Origin of the sequence: Acinetobacter sp. AOR18_HL (genome assembly GCF_027855145.1) — a bacterium.
GTDB classification, from domain to species: Bacteria; Pseudomonadota; Gammaproteobacteria; order Pseudomonadales; family Moraxellaceae; genus Acinetobacter; species Acinetobacter pittii.
Map to the genome: position 1 here is coordinate 1 of NZ_JAKTIG010000017.1, position 22,755 is coordinate 22,755.

Annotated in this window: 19 protein-coding genes; 4 read left to right on the forward strand and 15 right to left on the reverse strand. The window is 37.4% G+C overall.

The window, feature by feature from the left end:
• Positions 1-970: 970 nt before the first annotated feature.
• From MKL51_RS04280 to MKL51_RS04330, 11 genes are all read right to left on the reverse strand, one after another.
• Positions 971-2,431, reverse strand: coding sequence for a hypothetical protein (locus MKL51_RS04280; RefSeq protein WP_004705022.1), 1,461 nt, complete (start codon positions 2,429-2,431; stop codon positions 971-973).
• Between the two features lies 1 nt (position 2,432).
• Entirely contained in the window at positions 2,433-3,497 is a 1,065-nt protein-coding gene (locus MKL51_RS04285; protein ID WP_004705021.1) for a nucleoid-associated protein, read from the reverse strand.
• A 239-nt stretch (positions 3,498-3,736) separates the two neighbouring features.
• Entirely contained in the window at positions 3,737-4,975 is a 1,239-nt protein-coding gene (locus MKL51_RS04290; protein ID WP_004705018.1) for a tetratricopeptide repeat protein, read from the reverse strand.
• A gap of 25 nt (positions 4,976-5,000) precedes the next feature.
• A complete protein-coding gene (locus tag MKL51_RS04295) occupies positions 5,001-5,609 on the reverse strand; it encodes a hypothetical protein (RefSeq protein ID WP_004705017.1) in 609 nt (202 codons plus the stop codon).
• 564 nt (positions 5,610-6,173) lie between these two features.
• Positions 6,174-6,590: a hypothetical protein gene (locus MKL51_RS04300; RefSeq protein ID WP_004705014.1), complete on the reverse strand. Its 417-nt coding sequence runs from the start codon at positions 6,588-6,590 to the stop codon at positions 6,174-6,176.
• A 1-nt stretch (position 6,591) separates the two neighbouring features.
• On the reverse strand, positions 6,592-8,718 hold the full coding sequence (locus tag MKL51_RS04305; protein ID WP_017396152.1) for an integrase: 2,127 nt from the start codon (positions 8,716-8,718) through the stop codon (positions 6,592-6,594).
• A complete protein-coding gene (locus MKL51_RS04310; RefSeq protein ID WP_017396153.1) occupies positions 8,711-10,267 on the reverse strand; it encodes a site-specific integrase in 1,557 nt (518 codons plus the stop codon). The genes MKL51_RS04305 and MKL51_RS04310 overlap by 8 nt, the downstream gene beginning before the upstream one ends.
• Positions 10,260-11,486 (reverse strand): site-specific integrase, encoded by a 1,227-nt coding sequence (locus MKL51_RS04315; protein WP_008941061.1) that lies wholly within the window; start codon positions 11,484-11,486, stop codon positions 10,260-10,262. Before MKL51_RS04315 ends, MKL51_RS04310 begins: the two co-directional genes overlap by 8 nt.
• 155 nt (positions 11,487-11,641) lie before the next feature.
• Positions 11,642-12,229: a single-stranded DNA-binding protein gene (ssb, locus tag MKL51_RS04320; protein WP_005066890.1), complete on the reverse strand. Its 588-nt coding sequence runs from the start codon at positions 12,227-12,229 to the stop codon at positions 11,642-11,644.
• 51 nt (positions 12,230-12,280) lie between these two features.
• Positions 12,281-13,645 (reverse strand): MFS transporter, encoded by a 1,365-nt coding sequence (locus MKL51_RS04325; RefSeq protein ID WP_005078603.1) that lies wholly within the window; start codon positions 13,643-13,645, stop codon positions 12,281-12,283.
• Between the two features lie 146 nt (positions 13,646-13,791).
• The gene (locus MKL51_RS04330; RefSeq protein ID WP_005066886.1) at positions 13,792-14,874 is read right to left on the reverse strand and encodes a DUF475 domain-containing protein; all 1,083 of its coding nucleotides are present in this window, start codon (positions 14,872-14,874) and stop codon (positions 13,792-13,794) included.
• A 262-nt stretch (positions 14,875-15,136) separates the two neighbouring features.
• On the opposite strand from MKL51_RS04330, the gene tenA reads away from it, so the two are divergent.
• From tenA to MKL51_RS04345, 3 genes are all read left to right on the forward strand, one after another.
• Entirely contained in the window at positions 15,137-15,811 is a 675-nt protein-coding gene (gene tenA / locus MKL51_RS04335; RefSeq protein ID WP_017481791.1) for a thiaminase II, read from the forward strand.
• 66 nt (positions 15,812-15,877) lie between these two features.
• Positions 15,878-16,249, forward strand: coding sequence for a MerR family transcriptional regulator (locus MKL51_RS04340; RefSeq protein WP_017481792.1), 372 nt, complete (start codon positions 15,878-15,880; stop codon positions 16,247-16,249).
• Positions 16,250-16,352: 103 nt separating this feature from the next.
• Positions 16,353-17,153: an SDR family NAD(P)-dependent oxidoreductase gene (locus MKL51_RS04345; RefSeq protein ID WP_017481793.1), complete on the forward strand. Its 801-nt coding sequence runs from the start codon at positions 16,353-16,355 to the stop codon at positions 17,151-17,153.
• Between the two features lie 48 nt (positions 17,154-17,201).
• Here MKL51_RS04345 and MKL51_RS04350 read toward each other — a convergent pair whose 3' ends face one another.
• The 4 genes from MKL51_RS04350 to MKL51_RS04365 form a co-directional block, all read right to left on the reverse strand.
• Positions 17,202-17,543, reverse strand: a complete 342-nt coding sequence (locus tag MKL51_RS04350; RefSeq protein ID WP_017481794.1) for a GlpM family protein — start codon at positions 17,541-17,543, stop codon at positions 17,202-17,204.
• A gap of 52 nt (positions 17,544-17,595) precedes the next feature.
• Positions 17,596-17,949, reverse strand: a complete 354-nt coding sequence (locus tag MKL51_RS04355; RefSeq protein WP_017481795.1) for a DUF1304 domain-containing protein — start codon at positions 17,947-17,949, stop codon at positions 17,596-17,598.
• Positions 17,950-18,014: 65 nt separating this feature from the next.
• Positions 18,015-18,992 carry a zinc-binding dehydrogenase gene (locus MKL51_RS04360; RefSeq protein WP_017481796.1) on the reverse strand — a complete coding sequence of 326 codons (978 nt, stop codon included), beginning with the start codon at positions 18,990-18,992 and terminating at the stop codon, positions 18,015-18,017.
• Between the two features lie 3 nt (positions 18,993-18,995).
• Positions 18,996-19,598, reverse strand: coding sequence for a TetR/AcrR family transcriptional regulator (locus tag MKL51_RS04365; protein ID WP_016143753.1), 603 nt, complete (start codon positions 19,596-19,598; stop codon positions 18,996-18,998).
• Between the two features lie 296 nt (positions 19,599-19,894).
• Between MKL51_RS04365 and uvrA the strand changes: the two genes are divergently transcribed.
• Positions 19,895-22,726, forward strand: a complete 2,832-nt coding sequence (gene uvrA, locus MKL51_RS04370) for an excinuclease ABC subunit UvrA (protein WP_017399825.1) — start codon at positions 19,895-19,897, stop codon at positions 22,724-22,726.
• Positions 22,727-22,755: the final 29 nt, after the last annotated feature.

Genomic DNA, 22,755 nt, shown 5'->3' on the forward strand with positions numbered 1-22,755 from the left:
GGTGATAAGACTAGCCAGTCCATCCTCATGGTTCTGTTCTGATGCACATTTCTGTGTTGTCGAGCGAACCAATGGTTTACAACAGTGTGAGCAATTTATTGCCATCTTTTTTCTTGAAATGCTGCTATCAGTATAACATAAAACAACATCGAGAATCAACACGAAAAACTCCATAATTATCAACATAACCACCTGATTTTCCTGATAATTTTTTGACAAAAATATCAAAACCAACTGAAACAACCACTTGACAATATAGAGAATATCGGTTCTCCAAACCGCCCGTAGCCCCACGCCCACCATCTTGAAAAAGCCAAGTACCCCCCAAGTAATGATAGCAAGGGGACTGTTACATCCATTCAAATGGTAATAGCTCTTCTCATCGGTGATAAGACTAGCCAGTCCATCCTCATGGTTCTGTTCTGATGCACATTTCTGTGTTGTCGAGCGAACCAATGGTTTACAACAGTGTGAGCAATAGTAGGGTTTTAACCGACCATTTAGATATTTGAAATATATAAGAGTATTTGTATATCAGCAACATACAATAAACAATGAACTGTAATAAATAGTAAAAAGCCATCTAGATAAATCTAAATGGCTTTATATTTCTAGATATTCAACTTAGGCAAAGCTCTCACAATCTTCATTGTTTCCAAGCTTACAGTGATGACCCCTAATAGCCGTACTCCCCCCGATATATTATAAAATAATCGATCAGTCAAAAAAATTAAATGATTTCCAACAAATATTGCACCTAATAATTCGTTATTAGTTTCATACTAATCAAAGCAAATTATATGAGAGTAGTTTTAAGTTAAGACGGTAAAAATTTTTATTAAAAATTATTGATAATCTTTAACCAGATTGGTATTCATATATTTTCAACTCAAGTAGAAAGATTTAAATATATTTAGGTAATATTTTATTCATCAGCAAAATTATCGAAGTTGTTAATAAGTTTTATCATTTAAGGAGCAATTAAATAATGAATTATTGTTGGTAAATTCCAGATTGTAATTGCAAGAAGCATATATATTAGCCCACAAAGAAACATAGCTATGAAAAGCGTGTTTCTTCTTCTATTTATAGGCTCTATAAATTTCTCTTTATTATCATGTTTTGAAGTATAGTTTTGAAGAATTCCTAACCATTGTTTACTTTCATCATATGATAAGTTAGCATCTCTGTAGTGACTTATTAATTGCAAAGTGCAGGATAATATTAAATAGCCCGATAGGAATTTTAGGAAAGTAGCTAACTCAATACTATTTATTAACTTAGTTAAATTGTTTGTATCAAACTTACTGATGAAAGAGAGAGCAACAAATATTAGAATGCCCAATATATCACGTGTTAGGGATGAAACTAAATCACGGACTTTAGCTGCATACATATCAGCTTGTGATTTCATATCTTTTAATAAATCACGCATTTCTTTATGATAGGCGTCTTTTCGCTCTAAAATAACAAACGTATAACTATCTTTTGCTTGTTGTAAGGCTTCATCTAAGAATAAATTCATCCCTTTAATTAAACTATTACTTGGATCTATATCCATAGAAAGTCGATCCATAATTAACTTTAATCTAGTTTCTGAACGTTCCTCATAGACCCAAATTACAGCTTTGATTAGATTGTTTAATAAATCAACACTAAAAGTATCTGAGTCATCAAACAAGAATAGTTCTTGTCGTTTGACACCACGCAGTGTGACTTTGTAACTATCATTTTCACATTTAAGTTCTTGTACTAGGCATGAGCTTAAAATTAAAATACCTAATTTAATAAAAGGTTTAGCTAGCTCATGATTTAAATTCCCCCAAGTCAGAGTAAATGTTCTAGGCGATATCCTGATGGTCTTATTTACAGTCATCACGTGAATTAAAGCTTGCACTCTTTCATCATCAGGTAAATCATCTAATGAACTATTAGTAGTAGCATTGATCTCTCCAATTGGTAGAATCCAAAGTAACGAGTTCCCAAAGCGTGCCATTTCTCCTCTAACTCTTATAGTGATTGCATTTGAAAAATCTTCACTAGGTGAGCAAGGGTCTATTAATGAGATCCATTCCATCATGGAATGTTTATCATAAAATAGAATAGTCTTTTCATCATTTCTTGCTTTAAGAAGGTCAGCAAGGTTTTTCTTAGCAAGAATTAATCGCCATGAAAAAGTTAGGTATTGCTCTGTATTTAAATATTTATCGTCAAAATTTATATTTTCCTCACCAGCTCTAATAATTAGATCACTAATAAAGTTATTTTGAGCTAATTCTTTGAATAAAATAAATATATTTCTAAAAATATTTACTGTAACTTGATCTAAATTGTTTCCCTTTATTGTTAGGCGTGCATCTGTCTCCTTGAGATTTAAGGAGACTTTTTGTAAATTATCTAGTTCTTTAAATAAATTTTCTAAATTTTTCATTTCAAGGTTTCAGACTTACTTCATCTGTTTCAATGATAATTTTAGAGCCTTGCTGGGTTTTTTGAATTACAAACCCTACCGCTTCGTGACTTCCTTCGAAAGTAATAGTTATACCCTCAGCTGTGATGTAAGTATGCTTTCTATCTTTAGGTTTTATTGAATTGGGCTGAGGAGTAAAAGATTGACCAGCTACTCCTTTTTCATTTAGTTTTTCTTTAAGAGACTGAGAAAAACTAAGTTTTCTATCGGGATTTTCTTCATCTCTAACAATAGTATTAATGAATAGTTCAGTATCAAAAATATCATTATCACATAAAAAGTTTAAAGCTCTTTGTGTATAAGTTGCAGCATCTTCACCGTCAGGTAATTCATCTAGTGGAATTGTTCGTGCCCATTCTTTTACAGTTTGGAACGCAATTTGAGTTAGCTGAGTATTAGTATTGCGCTCTTTTACTCCTAAAAATTTCCTGAAGAAGCCAGCAAGTGTAGGTTTATATATACGATCAAAAGCTAAAACATCCCATAAGAAAACATTACCTATATCTATTAAAGCACTTTTTTGTACTGCTTTTTTACTTTCATTTAGTGCATTTTTTATATCTGTTACTGTAGCTATTTTTTTACCTTCTACTTCCTTATATTCATAAGTAATAGAGGGTTGATTATCCATTTTTACTAGAAAAATTAATTTCTTATAATTATTTGCGCTTGCTAGATATTTTACAACACATACAACAAAAAGCCCACCCGACATTCTTCCTGAATGCTGAAGTGAAAAATTAGCTGCAATTGTTCTTGAAAAGGTATCAAAGTCAGACTCTAGACTTTCACATGATTCTTTAATGTTAGGTATATCTTGACGGAAAATATACTGCGTTCCCTCAGCAATTTCTTTTAAACGTTCAAGGAAAAAGGTTCTTTGATTTGGTTGTAGTTCAACCTCATCCATATAAATTACTTGATCTTCCTCAGTTGAAGCGTCAGGATTAACTATATGAAAAATAAATTTTTCGATCTCAAGAGAGTCTAGATGATCTTGTCTTAAACCGCCTTCTAATTGTGGCATAAATTCCCCTTCTTAATTATTTCTTAGCTTCGTAAGCTGAGTTACCTCAACCTCTAAATTATCCATAAATATATGTTTTTTTAAATACTGACATATCTATAATTCTTTTCAAGTGAAAGTTATGCGACAGATTACGTCAATCGAATAAAATAGATGGGTAAAAAGATACACTATCCTCCAATTCCTAATACTTAAAAAAGAAGGATAGATATCAATTTAGCTATTCTAATTTAAGAGTATTATTTCAGCTTCGAATACAACTTACTCTTACTATCATACTGATATAGTACAATTTTATTTACTTTAACCATCCGATTGTTGTCGTTCATATCCGTTCCCTGATAATGAATCTGGAATGGATAAAATGGTTGTCCATTTTTGTTGACTTGGATTGCGGAAGAATAGCCATACTCTGGTTGTTCTGAAACTTTCCCTTCTTGGAACATTTGTTCAACAATATAACCGCCCTCATTTAACAGAAGAAGTGACCATACGCTTTCCCCATAACCATTTCCGTAATAACCATCAATGGTATAGCTTCCTAGTGTATTGTTTCCAAAAGCTTGTAAGTTCTTTTTAAATTCTTGGGCGTTCCATGAGGTTCGACCATATCCCTCAATACTTTCAATTCCCCCTTGGGCTGTTTTTGAAATCATTTGGAATTGTCCATTGTCCAATTTTTTAAAGAGATATAATTCCAAAGTACCTCGTGTAACATGTGAAATTTCTATCCTGCCTTCGATTGCTAAAGTCACTTCCACAGGGACTAAATAACGGGCTTCCCCCTGCATATTCTGGTAAGTAAAAATAGGGGCGATACTGATCACAGCGTCTGTGAGATCGTCCAAGTCGCTAGGCTTATTAACATAGTAGTATTTGCCACTTCCCCAGTAATCATCTTTTTTTCTTTCTCTGGATGATGTCACCTTGTAAAAACTTTGGGCAATGGTATCTGCACTCAGATTAGGAAGTACCACTTGCTTAAAGCTTTTAGGTTCAAGCGTGGATGTATCATAGTATTTAATAGCAGTTGTGGCTGTTTGTACTGATGACGTTTGAGTGGTATTGAGCTGCTGTGCTTTAGCCTGCAATGTATTGTATAACTTGATTGCTTCTGGTTGTCCCTGCCGTGCAGCACTTTGCAATAAGGCTATACCTTTTTCTGCATCCTGTGGCACAACATCCCCATTAAGATACATGACTGATAATGCGTACTGGGATGGAGCATAACCATTGGCGGCTGACTTGGAGAACCATTCAGCAGCTTTTTTATGATCTATGGGTACGCCATTTTTACCTAGGTAGTAAAGCATCCCCATATTATGGTTACTTTTATTGTTATCTCCCTTTGTTGCTACTTGAGACAAAACATAGTTTAACCCTGTTGATAGGGTTACTTTTTTGGTTTCAGCACATACCGTTGAACTGGTTACGACCATACTAGTAGTCATTGCAATACTGAACATTAATTTTTTCATCTGATTCTTATCCTATATATTGTTGTTATTGATAATGATCAGCCGATAGTAACTGGCGGATTTCACTTGCCACTTTTGGACTACGCCACGGAAATAGTACCTTAAGGCTATAGTTAGGTTTAAATTGATCTCTTGTTCCAATATTGACTTGGAACTCACGCTTCATCGGTGTTCGATATTCACGCTGATTAACATGTGTTCCCATCATCGGGTTACTGATCACAGTAGTAGTGGTTCTGAAGCGATCTTCAACCAAGTTGTAATGACCTACAGAGGTAATGTAATCAAAAGGATATTTAACTAAACGTTGATCAGGCTGATCAAACAGGATAATGGTTTTATCCTGACTGTTAATCCAGACTCCACGATTTTGATAATTAAAGGTTTCACCCTGACGTTTCAGTTGTTCGGTCATCCCATCAAAGAAAGTATTTCCATATTGATAGAGGTAGTAGATGATCACAAACCAGAATAGATCAAAACCAAAGAAGATATATGCGAAAGCGCCAAAAGAAAAAATCTTGGCAACAATTAAAAAGATCACTATTGGTAAGACTACACACTTTAAAAATAGCTTGGATTTCTTTGGGTAGTTTTCGATTGGAATGATTTTTGGTTTGGTTAATTCAGTCATAGTTATTCCCACACATGTTTAATGCAATAACTCAAAATCACAAGGGGGACATAAAAATAGGTATTTTTTATAGGCGTGACTTAGCCATCCACCTTATGAATTGTTCTATTTAAAAATGTTGCTTTTAATACAGCTAATTAAGAATTAGCTCTGTATTCCCCATTGTCTGAAATAATGAGGCTGAACATGTGGCGAGGCACAGAAGAGAAAAAATGAATGAGACATGGTAAAGTCCTATATGCAAATAAAAGTCTACCAAATCACTGCTAAATGATGGTGGTAGAACAAAGAGGGGGTTAGCAGACTGGGCATATAGAACCAGCACGCACGAAGCGTCCCCCTCCCGTTCTACCGCAAAGGGGGAACAAGAAGGTTTCGCACATAATCCATACTTTGATAAGTATGAATCTGGTACGCTATACGCCACGGTCTGCTAAAACCGACTGACAATTTAGGTCAGCAAGGGAATGATAGTTTTTAGCAGCCGTCCAGTCAATTACTTTGATTTTTAGTGGGGTCAGAAAATAGCATTCACTGATCAATTTATCTTATTTATACTTAAAATTAATCCGAACTTTTCTTACTCATCGGCTCATTCAATTTAGCAATACTTAATCCATATTTATGAGCATTGTATTGCCACACTACGAACTGCTCTAACAACATAGCGTTTTCTTTTTCGAGTCTGGCATTCTTGACTTCCAAAGCCTCAATTCTAGTTTGAGCAATTTTTAAACTAGGAGGTAATTTCTGTGTTGTATTACTCTTAACCTGTGTAGATTTTGGTTTTTTGCATTGATCATAGGCATTCTTAATACGTACATATTTCTGTAATGTTTGACGAGTTGGCGCAGGCACAAACTCTAGCTGTAGCTCAATAGCTTTACATAGGAGTTCCCAAGTCAATTTCTGATTTAAAGGCCAATAATCAAGAAGCTCAACAATATTCTCGATGTCTTTATCGGTTAAATGCTGTGCCATATCAAATCCATAAATCCATTTGCAATGCAGGACTGAGCAAATGTGGTTCATCCTCTATCTTTTTCCGTTGAGTATTCTCAATAACGGGGATACGTTTACGACCTGCTTTTTGATACGCTAAATCAAGATGTGTAACATCTTCCGAAGGCGGCAAACTTAAAGGCGTTCCATCAAGAATGTTTGGATCATCTAGTAGGGCAATTAACTGTTCACAACGTTTAATCGTAAGCTCTCTAGTTCCCAACCAGACCGTTGCACCAGTAACATTTTTACTAACAGCTTCCTTATCCTTTGCCCATAAGATTTTTTCTTTTCTAAGTCGATCTTGAAGCCGTTTTTTCTTTTCTTCATCCCCCTTAATACAGACATGTTCCGTACAATTAAGACAATTTCTATACTTTAGGCAGGGTTCATCAATATAGGAATGTGTACAGAGACCAAACTCGGTAGTGTGCATGGACAATGTTGTTTTGGTATTTAGCTCTTGTAGAGTACGAGGTGTAGCGATCTGAAATGTAAATGCACTATCTGTATTTACTGTACCAACCTCATTTTTCTGCATCTCAATTAAGCCAAAATTACGATCTTCAACCGAAGTATGGTCATATACTCGATTTTGCTTCATATCAGCCCGCCCTGACCATTTAGCGAGTAACATGCTATCCATTCCATTGGTATTTGCTATCGTATTCAATAAATGTCGAAACTGATGGGTAGACATACTATAGTCACCATATCCCCACCGTTGAAAAATAGATTGGACATTTGATAACTCATCTTTTCCTCTTAATTTCTTTTTGGTTGGTGATAAATCTTCATTTAAAGTATCAATATGTGGTATCCATAATTCTGAGAAAATAGTCGCTTTATCACTATGGAATTGGTTTGCGAAACAACAAAATAAGGCTTCTGACCATTTAACCTGAATACCATTACCTGTTTTAAAAGGTATATAAGGAAAACCTTTAGGTAGTCTATTTCGCAGAATAATATTTAAATCATTCAGGCAGACTTCGTAATCACTAATAGGAATACCTCTAGTTTTTAAAAAGGTTATACCAGCATTACTCGCGTTATTCGAGTTTTCATAAGAAGATATATCCAACCCCATCGCTAATAGTACCTCAGAACGCTTTAAGAACTGATCATCAGGCACTTTAGGACAAAGCTCATGTCTTGGAAATTTATCACTTGTCTCAAGCAAATATGCTAAATGTCTAGACTTTTCTGACATCTTAATCAAACGTTCAATAGCCCGTTTTACCGTTGGGATCATGACACTTGGAATGTATTTAATGTCATGCCCATAATTTTTCTGAGCATACCACCTAATACCTAATACTGTCTCAATATTAGAACCATCTGCTGTAAGCCCTAAACTGCTCTTAGAAAGCGTTTGGACTTCTTCCTCGTGGATACAATTATGCTTTAGGAAAAATAGCTCTGATGCTCGTTCTGGCGCAGCTAGAAGCAAACTCACAGCACTGGTGACAAAAATATCTCTATCTGACAACTCTGAATCCTTTCGTGAGAAAATATCAGCTAATGCAAAAATCGCATCCTCATCTGGAAGTTTAGAAGCTCGATGTTCCTCTGACTCTGCATCTAACACAATTGATTTTTCAGAAGGCTTTTTAATTGGACTTTTCCAATCTGGTAAAGCAACTATTTTTAATTGGCGAAGAAAATCCAATAGAATCTTTAGTTGCCTACCAACATGATAAGCAGTACCCGCTTTATAGTTTACCTTTGCATTTTCAGCAGCTAAGTCAAAATCTGCAATAACCAATTTAGTTAAATCAACTTCACCATATCGGTCTAAACATATTTGTTCTATTGCTCGAATTGAAAGAATTGTATCTTGAGTTTTTAACTTACTATTAGTCCTTTGATACTTAACATACGCCTTGGCAAATTCTAGAATTGAATGATGCAAAAGATTTTCAGGTGATCTATCTTTGGATGAAATACCTGTTTTGACAAAGTTTACTTCGCCTTTCCAATAATTCTCATCAAATCTAATATCTTCATTTAATTCTGATAATTGTTTAACAAAATCAATAAACCGCTTAATTTCGGAGTAAGGAGATTGGATTTTGTCAGATGGAAAATATATTAAATTATCCATGATTAAACTCCTCACAGGCATCAATAACTTGCTGAACGGCAATAATTGTTCGATCATTCACGGCAGCGACTTCAAGGCTACACCCCATCGCAATTAGATCATCTCGTTCTTTTATTAATTGCTCTAGAACTAGATGGTGAGGTGCATTTGCCCAAGGCATAAACTTACTACACAGATAACATGCGATTGGTGCATAATCGTTACAGTATTGATGTGTACCACATGAGCCGACATCACAATCCTGTTCTACATAAGAAATTCTATTCGCATCTTTAACTTGTGATTGAGCCTCAATCTCATCCTTTACAACTTTTCCCTGAAAAGCATCTGCATATTTGCGTAAACTTTCATCCATGATAGATGATATTTGCTGTGCAATTTCAGGAATACTTTGCACATAGCAATGCGCATTCTGGGTGTCATGATGATCTAACAGCTTTGCAATAACATTCACGCCTGCTTTTTGCCTAGCAGCATTTGTACCAAGCGTGTAGCGAAACCGATATGCAGTTATATGTATTGGTTTACCAGTTTCTCTAGAACGGACTCCAAGCTTCACCACAGCATCTCTCAATATTTGAGTTAATTCAACAGTAGGTAAATGAACAATTTCCTTTGATAAAATTTCTGAAATTTCATTCTGATTGCCCCAATCCAGATTAGCTAATTTCTCAAAATCATAGAATAGTGGTAACTCTGCAAACTCTTGTTCAGATAACGCTCGCTTTATCTGTTTAGTTAATTTCTTCTTTAAAATTTGAATATGCTCAAATAGAATTTTCGCAATACTTTCACGAATTCCCACTTCACTAAAAGCAAATCTGAATCCACTAGCACCCCTAACTTTAGCTCTCGGAATGTTAAGGATATGAACTTCATTTGTATCATTAAAATTATATTTATCTGAAACGTATAGATCTTTCACCTTTAATCCTGCAATCTGGATGGGTCTTCTACCAGTCGCACAAAAAATACGAATTAAAGCAGCCTCATAATAGGAGATCTTATTTTCTGCTAAATATTCGTTGGTTCTAGTAATAATTGCTTGAAATTCAAATGAGCTAAATGGGCCTTCATCTGGATCAAGGGAAAGGACTGCTACTCCTTTGTCATTGCCACTTAATCTCCATGAGTCTATTAAATCGTAAATTTCACCATCTACTGAGGAATAACCCAAATCATAGAGTTTTTTTAAAAAAACTCTAAATTTTGCTAACTTATATTCGTATTTCTTATCATTATAATAGTTTTTATATTCTAAAATTCCTTTTAAAGTAATTTCTGACTCTCCTGTCAGATCGGGATACTTAAGTGCATAGCGGATCATTTCTGTAGCATGTGTGCTTGAGCTATATTTAGCAAAGTGTATAAAGGTATTTAAAACATCAGACCTAACTTCCTCCGAAAATTTCGAGAGATTCGACATATTTACTTGCTGATTAATATCTAACACCCATATATCATCATAAATATCAACTTTATAACCTTTAAATGAGGTAAAGGTATTTTGTAATTCATCGAAACTATCGATTTGAATTGATTTATTCATTTTCATCCTCAAATTTTTCTTGGATACTTAAAAAAATCTCTACAGCACGCTTATTCTCTGCACGTCTTGAATATCTTCTTGCACTTTGTGAGTTAGGTATCCATCCCATCAGATATGCACGATCATTTTCAACTTGTGATTCTGTTATTTTTCCTGTTTCCACTAGGATGTGTGACTTCTCAGAAAATTTATCATTCCAAGTATGTCTAAATGCATGAGCATGTACATTGAATAGAACAACTTTAGAAATTTCAGAAAAGATTTTATCTAAGGCATTGATTGATAAAGGCTGGCCTTTATTTGATAAAATCAAAAAGTCTGTTAGCTCTGCATTAGGTACTGTTGACCTATAATTTAAAATATAAGTTTCTAATTTTTTCTTCAGATTTTGATTGACTGCAATTGATCGACTTCTAGTTTTAACCAAAGGTTGATATAGCCTAGAATCACTTACATCATGAGGATTACGCTTAATAGTAAGATACGATGTACCACCTTGAGAAGGGGTTATATCTGTAAGCTTTAAATTTAATAATTCACCTTTACGACATCCAAGATATAAAAACAAATAGATAATTAGCTCATTTCTATAAGTAAGATAATCTGATGTCCAGATACGATTCTGATTATCAGGATCAACCGCCTTGAAAATTTTATTTAATTGATCACTATCAAAAGATTTGTATTCAGACTGAATATCCATGGACTTACGAGGTCTACGAGATTTTAACAAACGTTTTGTACTTGTTATTGCTGATGAATGAAGATGAGTCTCAAACCATCCAATATATTCAGCAAAATTAGTTAACCGCCGATATATTAATTGTTTAGATACATAGTCCTGAGTAACAACCAATTTTGCTCTAGATCGCTCTTTATTATTACTTTTTGGAAAACTTATGATCTTTTTTTTTGAATCTGCCCCACCTAATCGACTACGATTGAAACTGGTTAAATTTACTATAGCTTCTATTTCGTTTAGTTTTAAAAAATCTTTACTTTTTATCCTTTGTTCCAAGTCAATTCCTAACTTATCCAACAACTGAAACAGCAACTTAATATCTTCCAGAATAGCTGTAATAGTATTGATTGATTGACCACGATTTCTTAAATGAATGATCGTATATAAATTTGGATAAGTCATAGGAACACCATCACTATTCAAAAGAACAGCAAATCTTTCACCACTACTCATTACAAATCTTTTAACAGACATCATAGTTAAATTTAACAAAATATCTAAGTATTAAATATCATAAGATATAAGTAAAAAAATTTACAGAACCATTTCTAGTATCTGTAAATTTTATTTGTAACTAACTACTAATAAAGAATAATTTAATAAACTTTACAAAACATAGTCTCTAGGGTGTACTAGAACGGTAAATCGTCGTCTAAATCAGCTGGTGCAGAAGCCGGTTGTTGCGGAGCTTTAGGCGCGAAACCACCCGCTTGAGGGTTACTTCCACCATTACCGAAACCACCTTGGTTACCATAACCACCGCTGTTTTGGCCATAGCCGCCACCTTGGTTGTTATTATTTTGATAACCATTACCACCTTGTTGAGGTGCGTTAAAACGTGGTTGATTAAAATCATTACCGCCAGCGAAACCTTGTTCACCTTGTTGACGAGCATCTAACATTTGCATCTGGTCGCCACGAATTTCTGTCGTGTAACGCTCTTGGCCATTTTGGTCTGTCCACTGACGCGTACGTAGTGAACCTTCAATATAAACCTTAGAACCTTTACGCAAGAACTGCTGAGCAATTTCCCCTAAACGGTTATGCAAAACAATACGGTGCCATTCTGTTTGTTCTTTACGTTCACCGGTATTTTTATCAGTCCAAGCTTCACTTGTCGCGATTGAAAATTGGGTCAACGAGCCCCCATTTGGAAAAGTTTTTGTTTCAGGATCACGACCCAAAGTACCAACCAAAATAACCTTATTTACACCACGCATTAGCTGTCTTCATCCTATACATTTCTATGTTTTACTTTATAAGAGTTATGCTTAAATGGCTACCTCTTTACCGAACAACTGCGTTAAATCACGTCGCGCAGCATCATCTAGAGACTGTTTATCGACTTTAATATAAGCAACTTGCTGGTCAGGCATCACCACAACTTCTTCGATACCACGAATTGCTAATAGCTGTGTGGTCCACTCATTCACCTGTTGCACTTGCGGCAATGGCAACACAATTGATGACAAATACCGCGGCTGAGCTAAACCAAAACTAATTAGCAACCATATTATAGCAATCCCTGCTAAGACACTCCATCCAATCGCAGTATTATGTAACATCAATAATTGACCACCTAGTGTGCCACCAAAAAAAGCACCTAAAAACTGACTACTGGCATTTACACCCATAGCCGTCGCTTTTGACTGAATTGGAGCAGACTTCGACAGCCAAGAAGGCAATAAAGCCTCCATCACATTAAATGCAATAAAGAAAATACCTAGACCTGCAAGTAATACATATTTGGATTGATAACCAAATATGAGCAGCAGCAAACCTGCAATAATGCCTGTAATTGCTGTTAAGAAAATCCCGCGCATTTTGCGATATTTTTCAGCAATGATGATGCTTGGAAATGCAAAGAACAGGCTAATGACTAACAGTGGTAAATACACTAGACCATGGCTCGCCAAAGGAATATGCGCAAACTCGATGAGTTGTGAAGGTACATAAATAAACATGGCCGTCAGCAATAAATGCAGTGCAAAAACCGAAACGTGTAATCGGTTTAAATCACCCATTTGAATGACTTGCTTAAGCTGTGCCATGTAGCCTTGCTGATAATTACGATGATGGCGAGTGACTTTAGGCACAAGCAATAACATCGCAATCGCAATTAAGCCCATAATGGTTGTCACAAAGAATAAGCCAGAAATACCGACAAGGCTTGTGAGCCAAGGCCCAAGGCTAAACGCCACTACAAAAGACAGACCAATACTCATGCCCATGGCAGCCATGGCTTTAGTACGCTGCTCTTCACGCGTCACATCGGCTAAAAGCGCCATCACGACTGCTGAAACTGCACCAGCACCAGCGATAGCACGGCCAATAATTACGCCATAAATGGTGTCAGATAAACCAGCAATTGCACCACCAATCGCAAACAGTAATAGACCAAATACTACAAGCGGTTTACGGCTAAAACGGTCTGCCAGTAAGCTAAATGGAATTTGCAAAATTGCCTGACTTAAGCCGTAGACACCTACAGCCAAACCAATGAGTGCTGGAGTCGCATATTGATATGACTGCCCAACTACAGAAAAGACAGGAATAATCATGAACAAGCCCAACATGCGTAGTGCAAAAATACTACTTAAGGCAAAAGTTGAGCGACGTTCCAAAGCATTCATCATATCAATACACGTTATCAAACTAGGTAAATTATAAGCCGATTCGTTTCTAAAAATACGGAACACCTTATTTAAAATAACGATTTGGGCTTAAAAAAATAAAGAGGCATTTAGCCTCTTCATTCTATCGAACTTTACTGAAAATTAGCTTAAGGCGATTGTTGCTCGCGCTTTGAATATTGAATTGAAGCAATAACCGCCCAAACAATAAACGCTACACCAATTAAACCAGTAACAACTTCAGGTACATGTACGCCAGTACCACTTGCAATCATAATGAATGCCAAGGCACCGATCGCATAATGCGCACCATGTTCTAAGAACACATAAGCGTCTAGCGTGCCTTTTTCTACAAGGTAAACTGTCATTGAACGGACAAAAATAGCACCGATTGCAAGACCCAGCATAATCACAACAACGTCGCTAGTAATTGCAAAAGCACCAATCACGCCATCAAAACTGAATGATGCATCTAAGACTTCAAGATATAAGAAACCACCTATACCCGCTTTAACTACGCCAGAAGCCGCGCCCGATCCATCTTTCATAATCGCATTACCATCTTCGTCAATTTCAGGCTCACCACCTAACATATGACTTAATACTTCAACGCCAATATAAACCACAATGCCCCAAATACCAGCCATAGTCACCACAAGACGCTGCGACTCATCAACATTTGCTGCCATAATTAACATCGCAATTAGAGCAATAAAGACAGACATTGCTGGTACGCTTGCTAAACTAGAAAGTTTAGCTTCAAGCCATCTGAACCAATGGGTTTCTTTTTCTTCATCAAAGAAGAAGTTTAAGAACACCAGTAATAGGAATGTTCCACCAAAAGCCGAAATTTCAGCGTGATGTGCCATTAAACGTTCAGAGTAAGTTTTCGGATCATTGAGTGCCAATTTAGCCACTTCAATCATTCCCATATCCGCAGTCACGGCAACAATCGCTACTGGGAAAATTAAACGCATACCAAAAACGGCGATTAAAATACCAACCGTTAAAAAGAGCATTTTCCAGAACGGATCCCAGTTACGTAGAACCGATGCATTTACGACAGCATTGTCAAAAGATAAAGAGACCTCCATTACAGCTAAAATGGCTGTAATTGTTAAAGCTTTAAGCATGGTAGACACGCCTGCTTCAGGTCCGTGGGTAAAACCCCAATACGCGGACAGTGCTAAACACACCACCGTAAAAAATATCGAAAATCGGAAATGCTTCATGGATCAGACCTATACCAAGAACTAAATTTAATCTTTCTTAAAACCGCCGCTATTATATCGATAATTAACCACAAAACGATGTTGTTTTGTGCCGTTATTCCCTTTACTTTATCTCTCTGTTTAATAAAGAAATTTACAATATTCAATTAACTTATTAATCGGATTAAATATTTTCTTTCGATATATCTATCATTCTTATTTTTGTATTTTAAAATTGATTTAAAATCCAGTTTAGCTGTCTAATTTTAAATGGAATGATTTTATGCTTTTTTCTCAAGAACTCTGGCAACGTAATTTAAATTTATATCAAAAAATTCTCGACCTGCCTTTTAATCAGGAACTTGCTAACGGTACTTTAGATAAAGAAGCTTTTTGTCATTATGTTATTCAAGATGCTCAATATTTAGTGGCCTATGGTCGTGTGCTTGCTGTTGCAGCAGCAAAGGCCTTTGAGGCTGACGATATTATGCAATTTTCAGATGCAGCTAAAATTGCGATTGTGGTGGAGCGTAGTTTGCATGATGACTTTATGAAAAACTTTGGTGTCACTAAAGAAGAGTTTAAAAATACACCTTTAACTTTGGCAGGCCACCACTACACTTCATTTTTAACAGCAACTGCTTGGTCTGAGAGCTACCCTGTTGTACTTGCTGCGCTGTTACCTTGCTTCTGGATTTATGCCGAAGTTGGCAAAGATATTGTAAATAAATCAATTCCAAGTAACCCTTACCAAGCATGGATTGATACCTACGCTGGTGAAGAGTTCCATACCGCCGTTCGTAATGTGATTGCGACGGTAGATAAAGTTGCCGCACGTTGTGATGCAGATACTTTAGAGAAAATGCATGCAGCCTATACGATGGGTGCAAAACTTGAATGGTTATTTTGGGATAGTGCCTATCACCAAAGACAGTGGTTAGGTTTAGATCATATTTAAAACTTCAAAAAAATCGGTCAGTGCACTTAATAACCTGATCGATTTTCAATAAAATGCGAGACAGATATGTATATCGGCGAATTAGCGGCTTTGACTGGAGCCACTCCTAAGGCCATTCGGCATTATGAGAAATTAGGCTTACTACCAGTCGCAAAAAGAAAAGGCAATTATCGTATTTATGAAGAGATTGATGTTCAATCGGTTAAGATGATTCGCCTTGCACAAGCTGTTGGATTTAGCCTTTCCGAGCTTTATGACCTGTCAGCTTTAAAATATAAAAATAATCGTTTTCCTGTAGAAACTGCACAGCAGCTTATTCAAAAAAAGAACCAACAAATTATTGAGCAAAAAGAAGCTTTAAGCCGTTTGCAAAAAGATTTAAAACAACTAGAAGATGAGATTATTCAAACTTATATTACCAATAAGATTTCTGCTTAAAACAGTTTATTAAAATCTGAAAATAACTTTCAAAATGAGTGCTTGACTCTGCCCTTAGGGACAAGGTTTATGGTAATAGCTTCTTTTATTACGGACCAATAAAATGAGCACTCACCTTTCTACATTTAAAAATTCAACAGCATTAATTACAGGCGCATCTTCAGGAATAGGCAAAGCCTATGCTCAAGAACTTGCGTCTTTAGGAATTCATCTCATTTTAACGGCACGCTCCGAACAGAAGCTGAATGATTTAGCCGATGAACTTAGAAAAAAATATAACGTGAATGTTGAGGTGATCGTTTTGGATTTAGCTCTACCCAATTCAGCTCAAAGCTTATTAGATGAAGTACAAGCTAGAAAATTAACGGTAGAGATTTTAATTAACAACGCAGGATTTGGTAAATGGACTAAATTTCTAGATCAATCTGTATCTATTTATCAAGAAATGATTACGCTAAATATCAGCAGTGTAACGTCTTTATGTTATTTATTTTTGCCCCACATGCTTGCGAACAAAAAAGGCATCATGATTAATATTTCATCTACAGGTGCGTTTCAACCTCTGCCTTATATTGCTGTGTATGGGGCAACTAAATCTTATGTATTGCAATTTACTGAGGCTCTTGCAGGAGAATACGGCTCTTCAGGAGTTAAATTTCTGGCGGTTTGTCCGGGCAATACCGAAACCAATTTTACTCAGGTCGCAAATGCCGATACGAGTGGTATGAAAAGCTCTACAGTTGAGGATGTTGTGTCTGCAACATTTAAAGCATTAGATAAGAATAAATCAACGGTTGTGGTGGGATGTAGCAACTATTTGACGTCTCAATTGCCTCGAATTCTTTCCCGCAAAAAAATGATCAATTTAGTTGAAGGCATGCTCAGAACTCGTGTTGTTGAGTAACTATAAAAATGGTTCGATTTAAAAGATTAAGGAGTTTTCCTTAATCTTTTAATGCTGAAATAACTGCCAGCCGTAAATCAAACCTGCCGCAGCCACGACCCAACATAGAGTTGCTACTCCTAGACAAGACCACATCGACATACGCGTTGCCAGCACATAAACAGCAATTAAATAAATGGCATAGGGAATAAGTGACCATAGACCAAACAGAGCTGTTTTTTGTAACGCCTCCGCCCCTTTTTGCTGAAAAACAATCACGTGAGCAATCAAAGCAAATGTAGGAAAAAGCGGGACTAAGCCTGCAATATAAAATGCCTTACTTTTCGATAGAATCGAAATAATGAGGACAACCCCAGCCCCCAACATACATTTTAAAAATAACGCCCACATGCGCTGATCCTATCTGGTCATTTCCATTTCAAAACGCTGTATTTTGCGCTTTTTAAAGAAAATTAACAGCGACCAATGCAATCAAAGCTGGAACTGCCTGAATATAAATAATCTTTTTGCTGGCAGTTAGACCACCATAGATACCGGCAATGAATACACAGCCTAAAAAGAAATTAGCAATTGATGTTGCAAACGGTGCATCAGCCAATAAAGACCAGAATAAACCCGCCGCTAAAAAGCCATTATAAAGACCTTGGTTTTGCGCCATCACTTTGGTGAGTTTTGCTTTTTCGGCATTATTTCCAAAGGCTTTCATGCCATAGGGTTTGTCCCACAAAAACATCTCTAACACTAAAATATAGACATGTAATATTGCGATAAGTGCAATTAAAATTTGTCCAATCATACGATTTTCCTTTTTATTTTAAAGATATGAAAAAAGATCAGTCTCTCGACTGATCTTTTAATGTGTTACGGTTTTAACAACACTTTGCCTTGACGAGCACCTTGCGTTGCTCTTTGAGCGGCAGTTTTAATCTCATCAAAACTAAATACACCTTCTACAGGAAGGATTAATTTTTTCTGAGTTGCTAACGTTAATAACTCAACAATGAGTTCTTTTTTGCGTTCGGCAGGCATTTCTTTGTTAACTACACTCGCCCAGAAACCTTTTACTGTCGCTTGTTTAAAAATCAAATCACCCGATGAAATCTGCATGGTTTCGCCAGTCATACTACCGAACGAAACGAGCAAGCTATTTTCACTGAGTAAATTCAGCATTTCGCCACTTGCGGTTCCTCCAATCGAGTCCACACCAGCAATAAGAGGCTGGTCGCCGTGAATCTGTTTAACTTGCTCTTTCCAGTTAGGCTGATCAGTCGCAACAACATGCTGAATACCTAATGCTTGCATTTCAGCAATTGCATCAGTACGACGGACCAGATTAATGACAGGTAAACCACGAGCCTGCGCAATCATGGCAACTGTTTTACCGACTGCACCATTTGCCGTGTTTTGAATGAGCCATTGACCCGGTTGAACGTTAACAAAGTCGAGTAGCATGAGAGCACTAATTGGCATACCAATCAGTTGTGCTGCAGTTTCATCATCAATTTCATTATTGAGTGGAATAATCCCATGAGCAGGCGCAATAAAGTATTCAGCCCAACTGCCATGCACAGCCGCAACTGCGATACGTTGCCCTACTTGTAGATGAGTGACCCCATCGCCCAACGCATCTACAACACCAACCGCTTCACTACCACCAATCGCAGGTAAGGTTGGCTTGTAGCCATAGCTTCCACGTACTGTCCATACATCATGATTATGAATTGGAGACATGATGGTTTTAATACGCACTTCGCCTGCTTTTGGTTCTGGCTTTGGCATATCCGCCTGCTCTAAAACGTCTACAGGTTCGCCAAAATTACCATGGATAATACTTCGCATGCTTTATTCCTCTATCGGTTTTATGAGTTGTTGGGTCGTTTCTAAAGCTAGATGTAGATGTGCTTTGTCTTGCGACAATTTTGTGAGTAAAGCAGCACCTAACCATAACTGATACATGACTTGCGCAGTTTTTAAAGGCTCAATATGTTTTGGAATTGATCCTTCTTGTTGCCCTTCTTTGAGTAGCAAAGCCAAACGTTGCGTTAGTTTGTGCACGCCATCATTGAGAATTTGACGCATGTCTTCTGACAAGTCAGAAACCTCTGCCGCCAACTTCACAATCAAACAGTTTTCAGCCCAACTACCGTTTACAGGATCATCAATCCATGCCTGCCATAAGGCCATTAAACGAGCATGGGCACTTTGCTCACTGTGCTGCCAAAGTTGTTCCATACGAACTTTATAATCAGCCATATATTGCTCGAGCAATGCACAGCCAAATGCCTCTTTCGAAGCAAAGTAGTGATAGAACGAACCTTTGGGTACGTCACAAGCCTTTAAGATTTCTTGCAAACCAACACCGACAAAACCTTTACGTAGTACCAGCTCAAAGCTCGTATCTAAAATGTGTTGTCGCGTGGTTTCACTTTTATTTAATCGTTTCATGCACACATCATAAACAACTATTAGACCAGTCGTCTAGTAAAGTTATGTTGCTGGTTAAAATTTGCTTAGAGTAGAAATCTGAAGTAAGGAATGTTAAAAATACAATCTGCTTATTTAAACAAATTTTGTCGATTGTCGTTTAACCGTCACAATTTGTCGCTTTAAATCATTTTGTACCACTTGAACAATTTTAAATCGTTATCATATATAGGGTCTGTTGCTTATAACCAGTCACACCTCTCTGCGACTGAGCAATCAGCACCTAAATTTTCATCAATATATAATTGAGATGTTTTATGAGCCAAAGTCATATCCGTATTCGAGGCGCACGTACCCATAATTTAAAAAATGTGTCTCTCGATATTCCACGCGACAAATTTGTGGTAATTACGGGGTTATCAGGTTCAGGAAAATCTTCTCTTGCCTTCGATACTCTGTACGCCGAAGGACAACGCCGTTACGTCGAATCACTTTCAGCGTATGCCCGTCAGTTTTTATCGCAAATGGAAAAGCCTGAAGTCGACTCGATTGAAGGTTTATCACCAGCGATTGCCATTGAGCAAAAATCTACCAGTCATAACCCACGTTCAACGGTTGGTACGATTACCGAAATTTATGACTATTTGCGTTTGCTTTATGCACGTGTCGGTACACCATATTGCCCAGAACATGATTTGCCGATGGTCGCGCAAACTGTTTCTGAAATGGTCGATGCGGTAAAAACGCTTGAAGAAGGCACAGCACTCATGTTGCTTGCCCCTGTCGTTCGTGAGCGTAAAGGTGAGTACAGTAACCTGTTCGAACAACTACAAGGTCAAGGTTTTGTTCGTGCCCGTGTGGATGGCGAAATCATTGATATTGATACACCACCAGAACTCGACAAAAAGAAAAAACATACCATTGAAGTCGTTGTTGACCGCTTCAAAGTACGTGAAGACTTAGGTAACCGTATTGCCGAATCATTTGAAACCGCACTACGTTTAGGTGGCGATATTGCTGTTTTATCGTGGATGAATGGTGAACATGCTGATCGCGTTTTTTCTGCAAAGCACTCGTGTCCTGAATGTGATCGCGCTGTCGCAGAGCTTGAGCCACGTTTGTTTTCATTTAACAACCCATTTGGTGCCTGCCCTGTTTGTGATGGTTTAGGTACACGCAGTCATTTTAGTTCTGAAAAGCTCATTCCAAATCCTGACCTTGCGATTAGTGAAGGTGCAATCCGTGGTTGGGATCGTCAGCGTCCATATTATTATTCGATGCTGCAAAAAGTTGCCGATCATTTTGGTTTAAAACTTGATACGCCTTGGAATCAGCTAGATAAAGATACTCAAAAGAAATTCTTACAAGGTACGGGCAAAGAAAAAGTTGATTTAAGCTATATCGACGAACGTGGCCGTAAACACACTCGCGTGCAACCATTTGAAGGAATTTTGCCGCACCTTGAACGTCGTTACCGTGAAACTGAAAGTAACTATGTACGAGATGATTTAGCTCAATATCTCTCTAATGCAGCGTGTGATGCATGTGATGGTTCGCGTCTTAATGAAATTTCACGTCATGTTCGTGTGAAAGACAAAACGATTGCTGACATTACCCGCATGTCGATTGGTGATGCTGAAAGCTACTACCAAGGTTTAAACCTTGAAGGTGCTAAAGGTGAAATCGCAGATAAAATCTTTAAAGAGATTCGTGAACGTCTACACTTCTTGGTGAGCGTGGGACTTAACTATTTAAGTCTAGCTCGCTCTGCCGAAACGTTATCAGGCGGTGAAGCGCAGCGTATCCGTCTAGCTTCGCAGATTGGTGCAGGTTTAATGGGCGTCATGTATGTGCTCGATGAACCTTCAATTGGTCTACATCAACGCGATAACGATCGTTTATTACAGACCCTGATTCGCTTACGTGATTTAGGTAACACAGTATTAGTCGTTGAACACGATGAAGATGCGATTCGTGCTGCTGACCATATTATTGATATCGGTCCTGGTGCTGGTGTACACGGTGGTGTAATTATTGCTGAAGGTACGTATGATGAATTGGCTAAACATGCTGATTCTCTTACAGGACAGTATCTTTCTGGCAAACTCAAAATTGAAGTGCCAAAAAAACGTACTGAATCACCACGTCCAGATGAAGTTATCAAACTTTCAGGTGCAGCAGGTCATAACTTAAAAAATGTCGATTTAACAATTCCGCTCGGCATTATGACTTGTGTGACTGGCGTTTCAGGTTCGGGTAAATCAACACTGATTAACCGTACTTTGCTTCCATTAGCAGCTACACAGCTCAACGGTGCAACGACCTTAACAGCTGAAAAGTTTGACTCGATTGATGGACTTCAACATCTAGATAAAGTTGTTGATATTGACCAAAGCCCAATTGGACGTACACCACGTTCTAACCCTGCAACGTACACAGGTCTATTTACACCAATCCGTGAGTTATTTGCACAAACACCAGAGGCAAAAGCCCGCGGTTATAGCGCTGGCCGTTTCTCGTTTAACGTAAAAGGCGGACGCTGTGAAGCGTGTGAAGGCGACGGCATGATTAAAGTCGCAATGCACTTTTTACCAGATATGTACGTGCCATGCGATGCGTGTCATGGTAAACGTTATAACCGTGAAACGCTTGAAGTGGGCTATAAAGGCAAAAACATTTCTGATGTTCTAGAAATGACTGTCGAAGATGCTGCTGAATTCTTTAGTGCCATTCCAGTCATCCACCGCCGCTTAGAAACCTTAACTCAGGTGGGCTTAGGCTATATTCGTTTAGGTCAAGCCGCTACGACCTTATCTGGTGGTGAAGCGCAACGTGTAAAACTTGCGCGTGAGTTAGCAAAACGAGATACGGGTAAAACTTTATATATCTTGGATGAACCAACAACAGGTCTACATTTCCATGATATTGCCAAGTTACTCGATATTTTGCATGAGCTACGTAACAAGGGTAATACCATTGTGGTGATTGAACATAACCTTGATGTGATTAAAACAGCAGACTGGGTTGTGGACTTAGGCCCTGAAGGTGGTTCGGGCGGTGGTATGATCATTGCCGAAGGCACACCTGAACAAGTGGCAGAAGTTGAGATTTCCCATACAGGTCGCTTCTTAAAACCGATGTTGAAATAAGTTATTGAATAAAAAAAGCCGGAACTTAT

What these genes read in the sequence shown, in the direction of transcription:
- MKL51_RS04365 (WP_016143753.1), bottom strand. Translation starts at nt 19,598, where the DNA reads ATGAAACGATTAAATAAAAGTGAAACCACGCGACAACACATTTTAGAT.
- MKL51_RS04290 (WP_004705018.1), bottom strand. Translation starts at nt 4,975, where the DNA reads ATGAAAAAATTAATGTTCAGTATTGCAATGACTACTAGTATGGTCGTA.
- MKL51_RS04280 (WP_004705022.1), bottom strand. Translation starts at nt 2,431, where the DNA reads ATGAAAAATTTAGAAAATTTATTTAAAGAACTAGATAATTTACAAAAA.
- MKL51_RS04305 (WP_017396152.1), bottom strand. Translation starts at nt 8,718, where the DNA reads ATGGATAATTTAATATATTTTCCATCTGACAAAATCCAATCTCCTTAC.
- MKL51_RS04295 (WP_004705017.1), bottom strand. Translation starts at nt 5,609, where the DNA reads ATGACTGAATTAACCAAACCAAAAATCATTCCAATCGAAAACTACCCA.
- MKL51_RS04330 (WP_005066886.1), bottom strand. Translation starts at nt 14,874, where the DNA reads ATGAAGCATTTCCGATTTTCGATATTTTTTACGGTGGTGTGTTTAGCA.
- MKL51_RS04355 (WP_017481795.1), bottom strand. Translation starts at nt 17,949, where the DNA reads ATGATTGGACAAATTTTAATTGCACTTATCGCAATATTACATGTCTAT.
- MKL51_RS04310 (WP_017396153.1), bottom strand. Translation starts at nt 10,267, where the DNA reads ATGAATAAATCAATTCAAATCGATAGTTTCGATGAATTACAAAATACC.
- MKL51_RS04325 (WP_005078603.1), bottom strand. Translation starts at nt 13,645, where the DNA reads ATGATGAATGCTTTGGAACGTCGCTCAACTTTTGCCTTAAGTAGTATT.
- MKL51_RS04340 (WP_017481792.1), top strand. Translation starts at nt 15,878, where the DNA reads ATGTATATCGGCGAATTAGCGGCTTTGACTGGAGCCACTCCTAAGGCC.
- MKL51_RS04315 (WP_008941061.1), bottom strand. Translation starts at nt 11,486, where the DNA reads ATGATGTCTGTTAAAAGATTTGTAATGAGTAGTGGTGAAAGATTTGCT.
- MKL51_RS04285 (WP_004705021.1), bottom strand. Translation starts at nt 3,497, where the DNA reads ATGCCACAATTAGAAGGCGGTTTAAGACAAGATCATCTAGACTCTCTT.
- tenA (WP_017481791.1), top strand. Translation starts at nt 15,137, where the DNA reads ATGCTTTTTTCTCAAGAACTCTGGCAACGTAATTTAAATTTATATCAA.
- MKL51_RS04350 (WP_017481794.1), bottom strand. Translation starts at nt 17,543, where the DNA reads ATGTGGGCGTTATTTTTAAAATGTATGTTGGGGGCTGGGGTTGTCCTC.
- MKL51_RS04345 (WP_017481793.1), top strand. Translation starts at nt 16,353, where the DNA reads ATGAGCACTCACCTTTCTACATTTAAAAATTCAACAGCATTAATTACA.
- MKL51_RS04300 (WP_004705014.1), bottom strand. Translation starts at nt 6,590, where the DNA reads ATGGCACAGCATTTAACCGATAAAGACATCGAGAATATTGTTGAGCTT.
- uvrA (WP_017399825.1), top strand. Translation starts at nt 19,895, where the DNA reads ATGAGCCAAAGTCATATCCGTATTCGAGGCGCACGTACCCATAATTTA.
- MKL51_RS04360 (WP_017481796.1), bottom strand. Translation starts at nt 18,992, where the DNA reads ATGCGAAGTATTATCCATGGTAATTTTGGCGAACCTGTAGACGTTTTA.
- ssb (WP_005066890.1), bottom strand. Translation starts at nt 12,229, where the DNA reads ATGCGTGGTGTAAATAAGGTTATTTTGGTTGGTACTTTGGGTCGTGAT.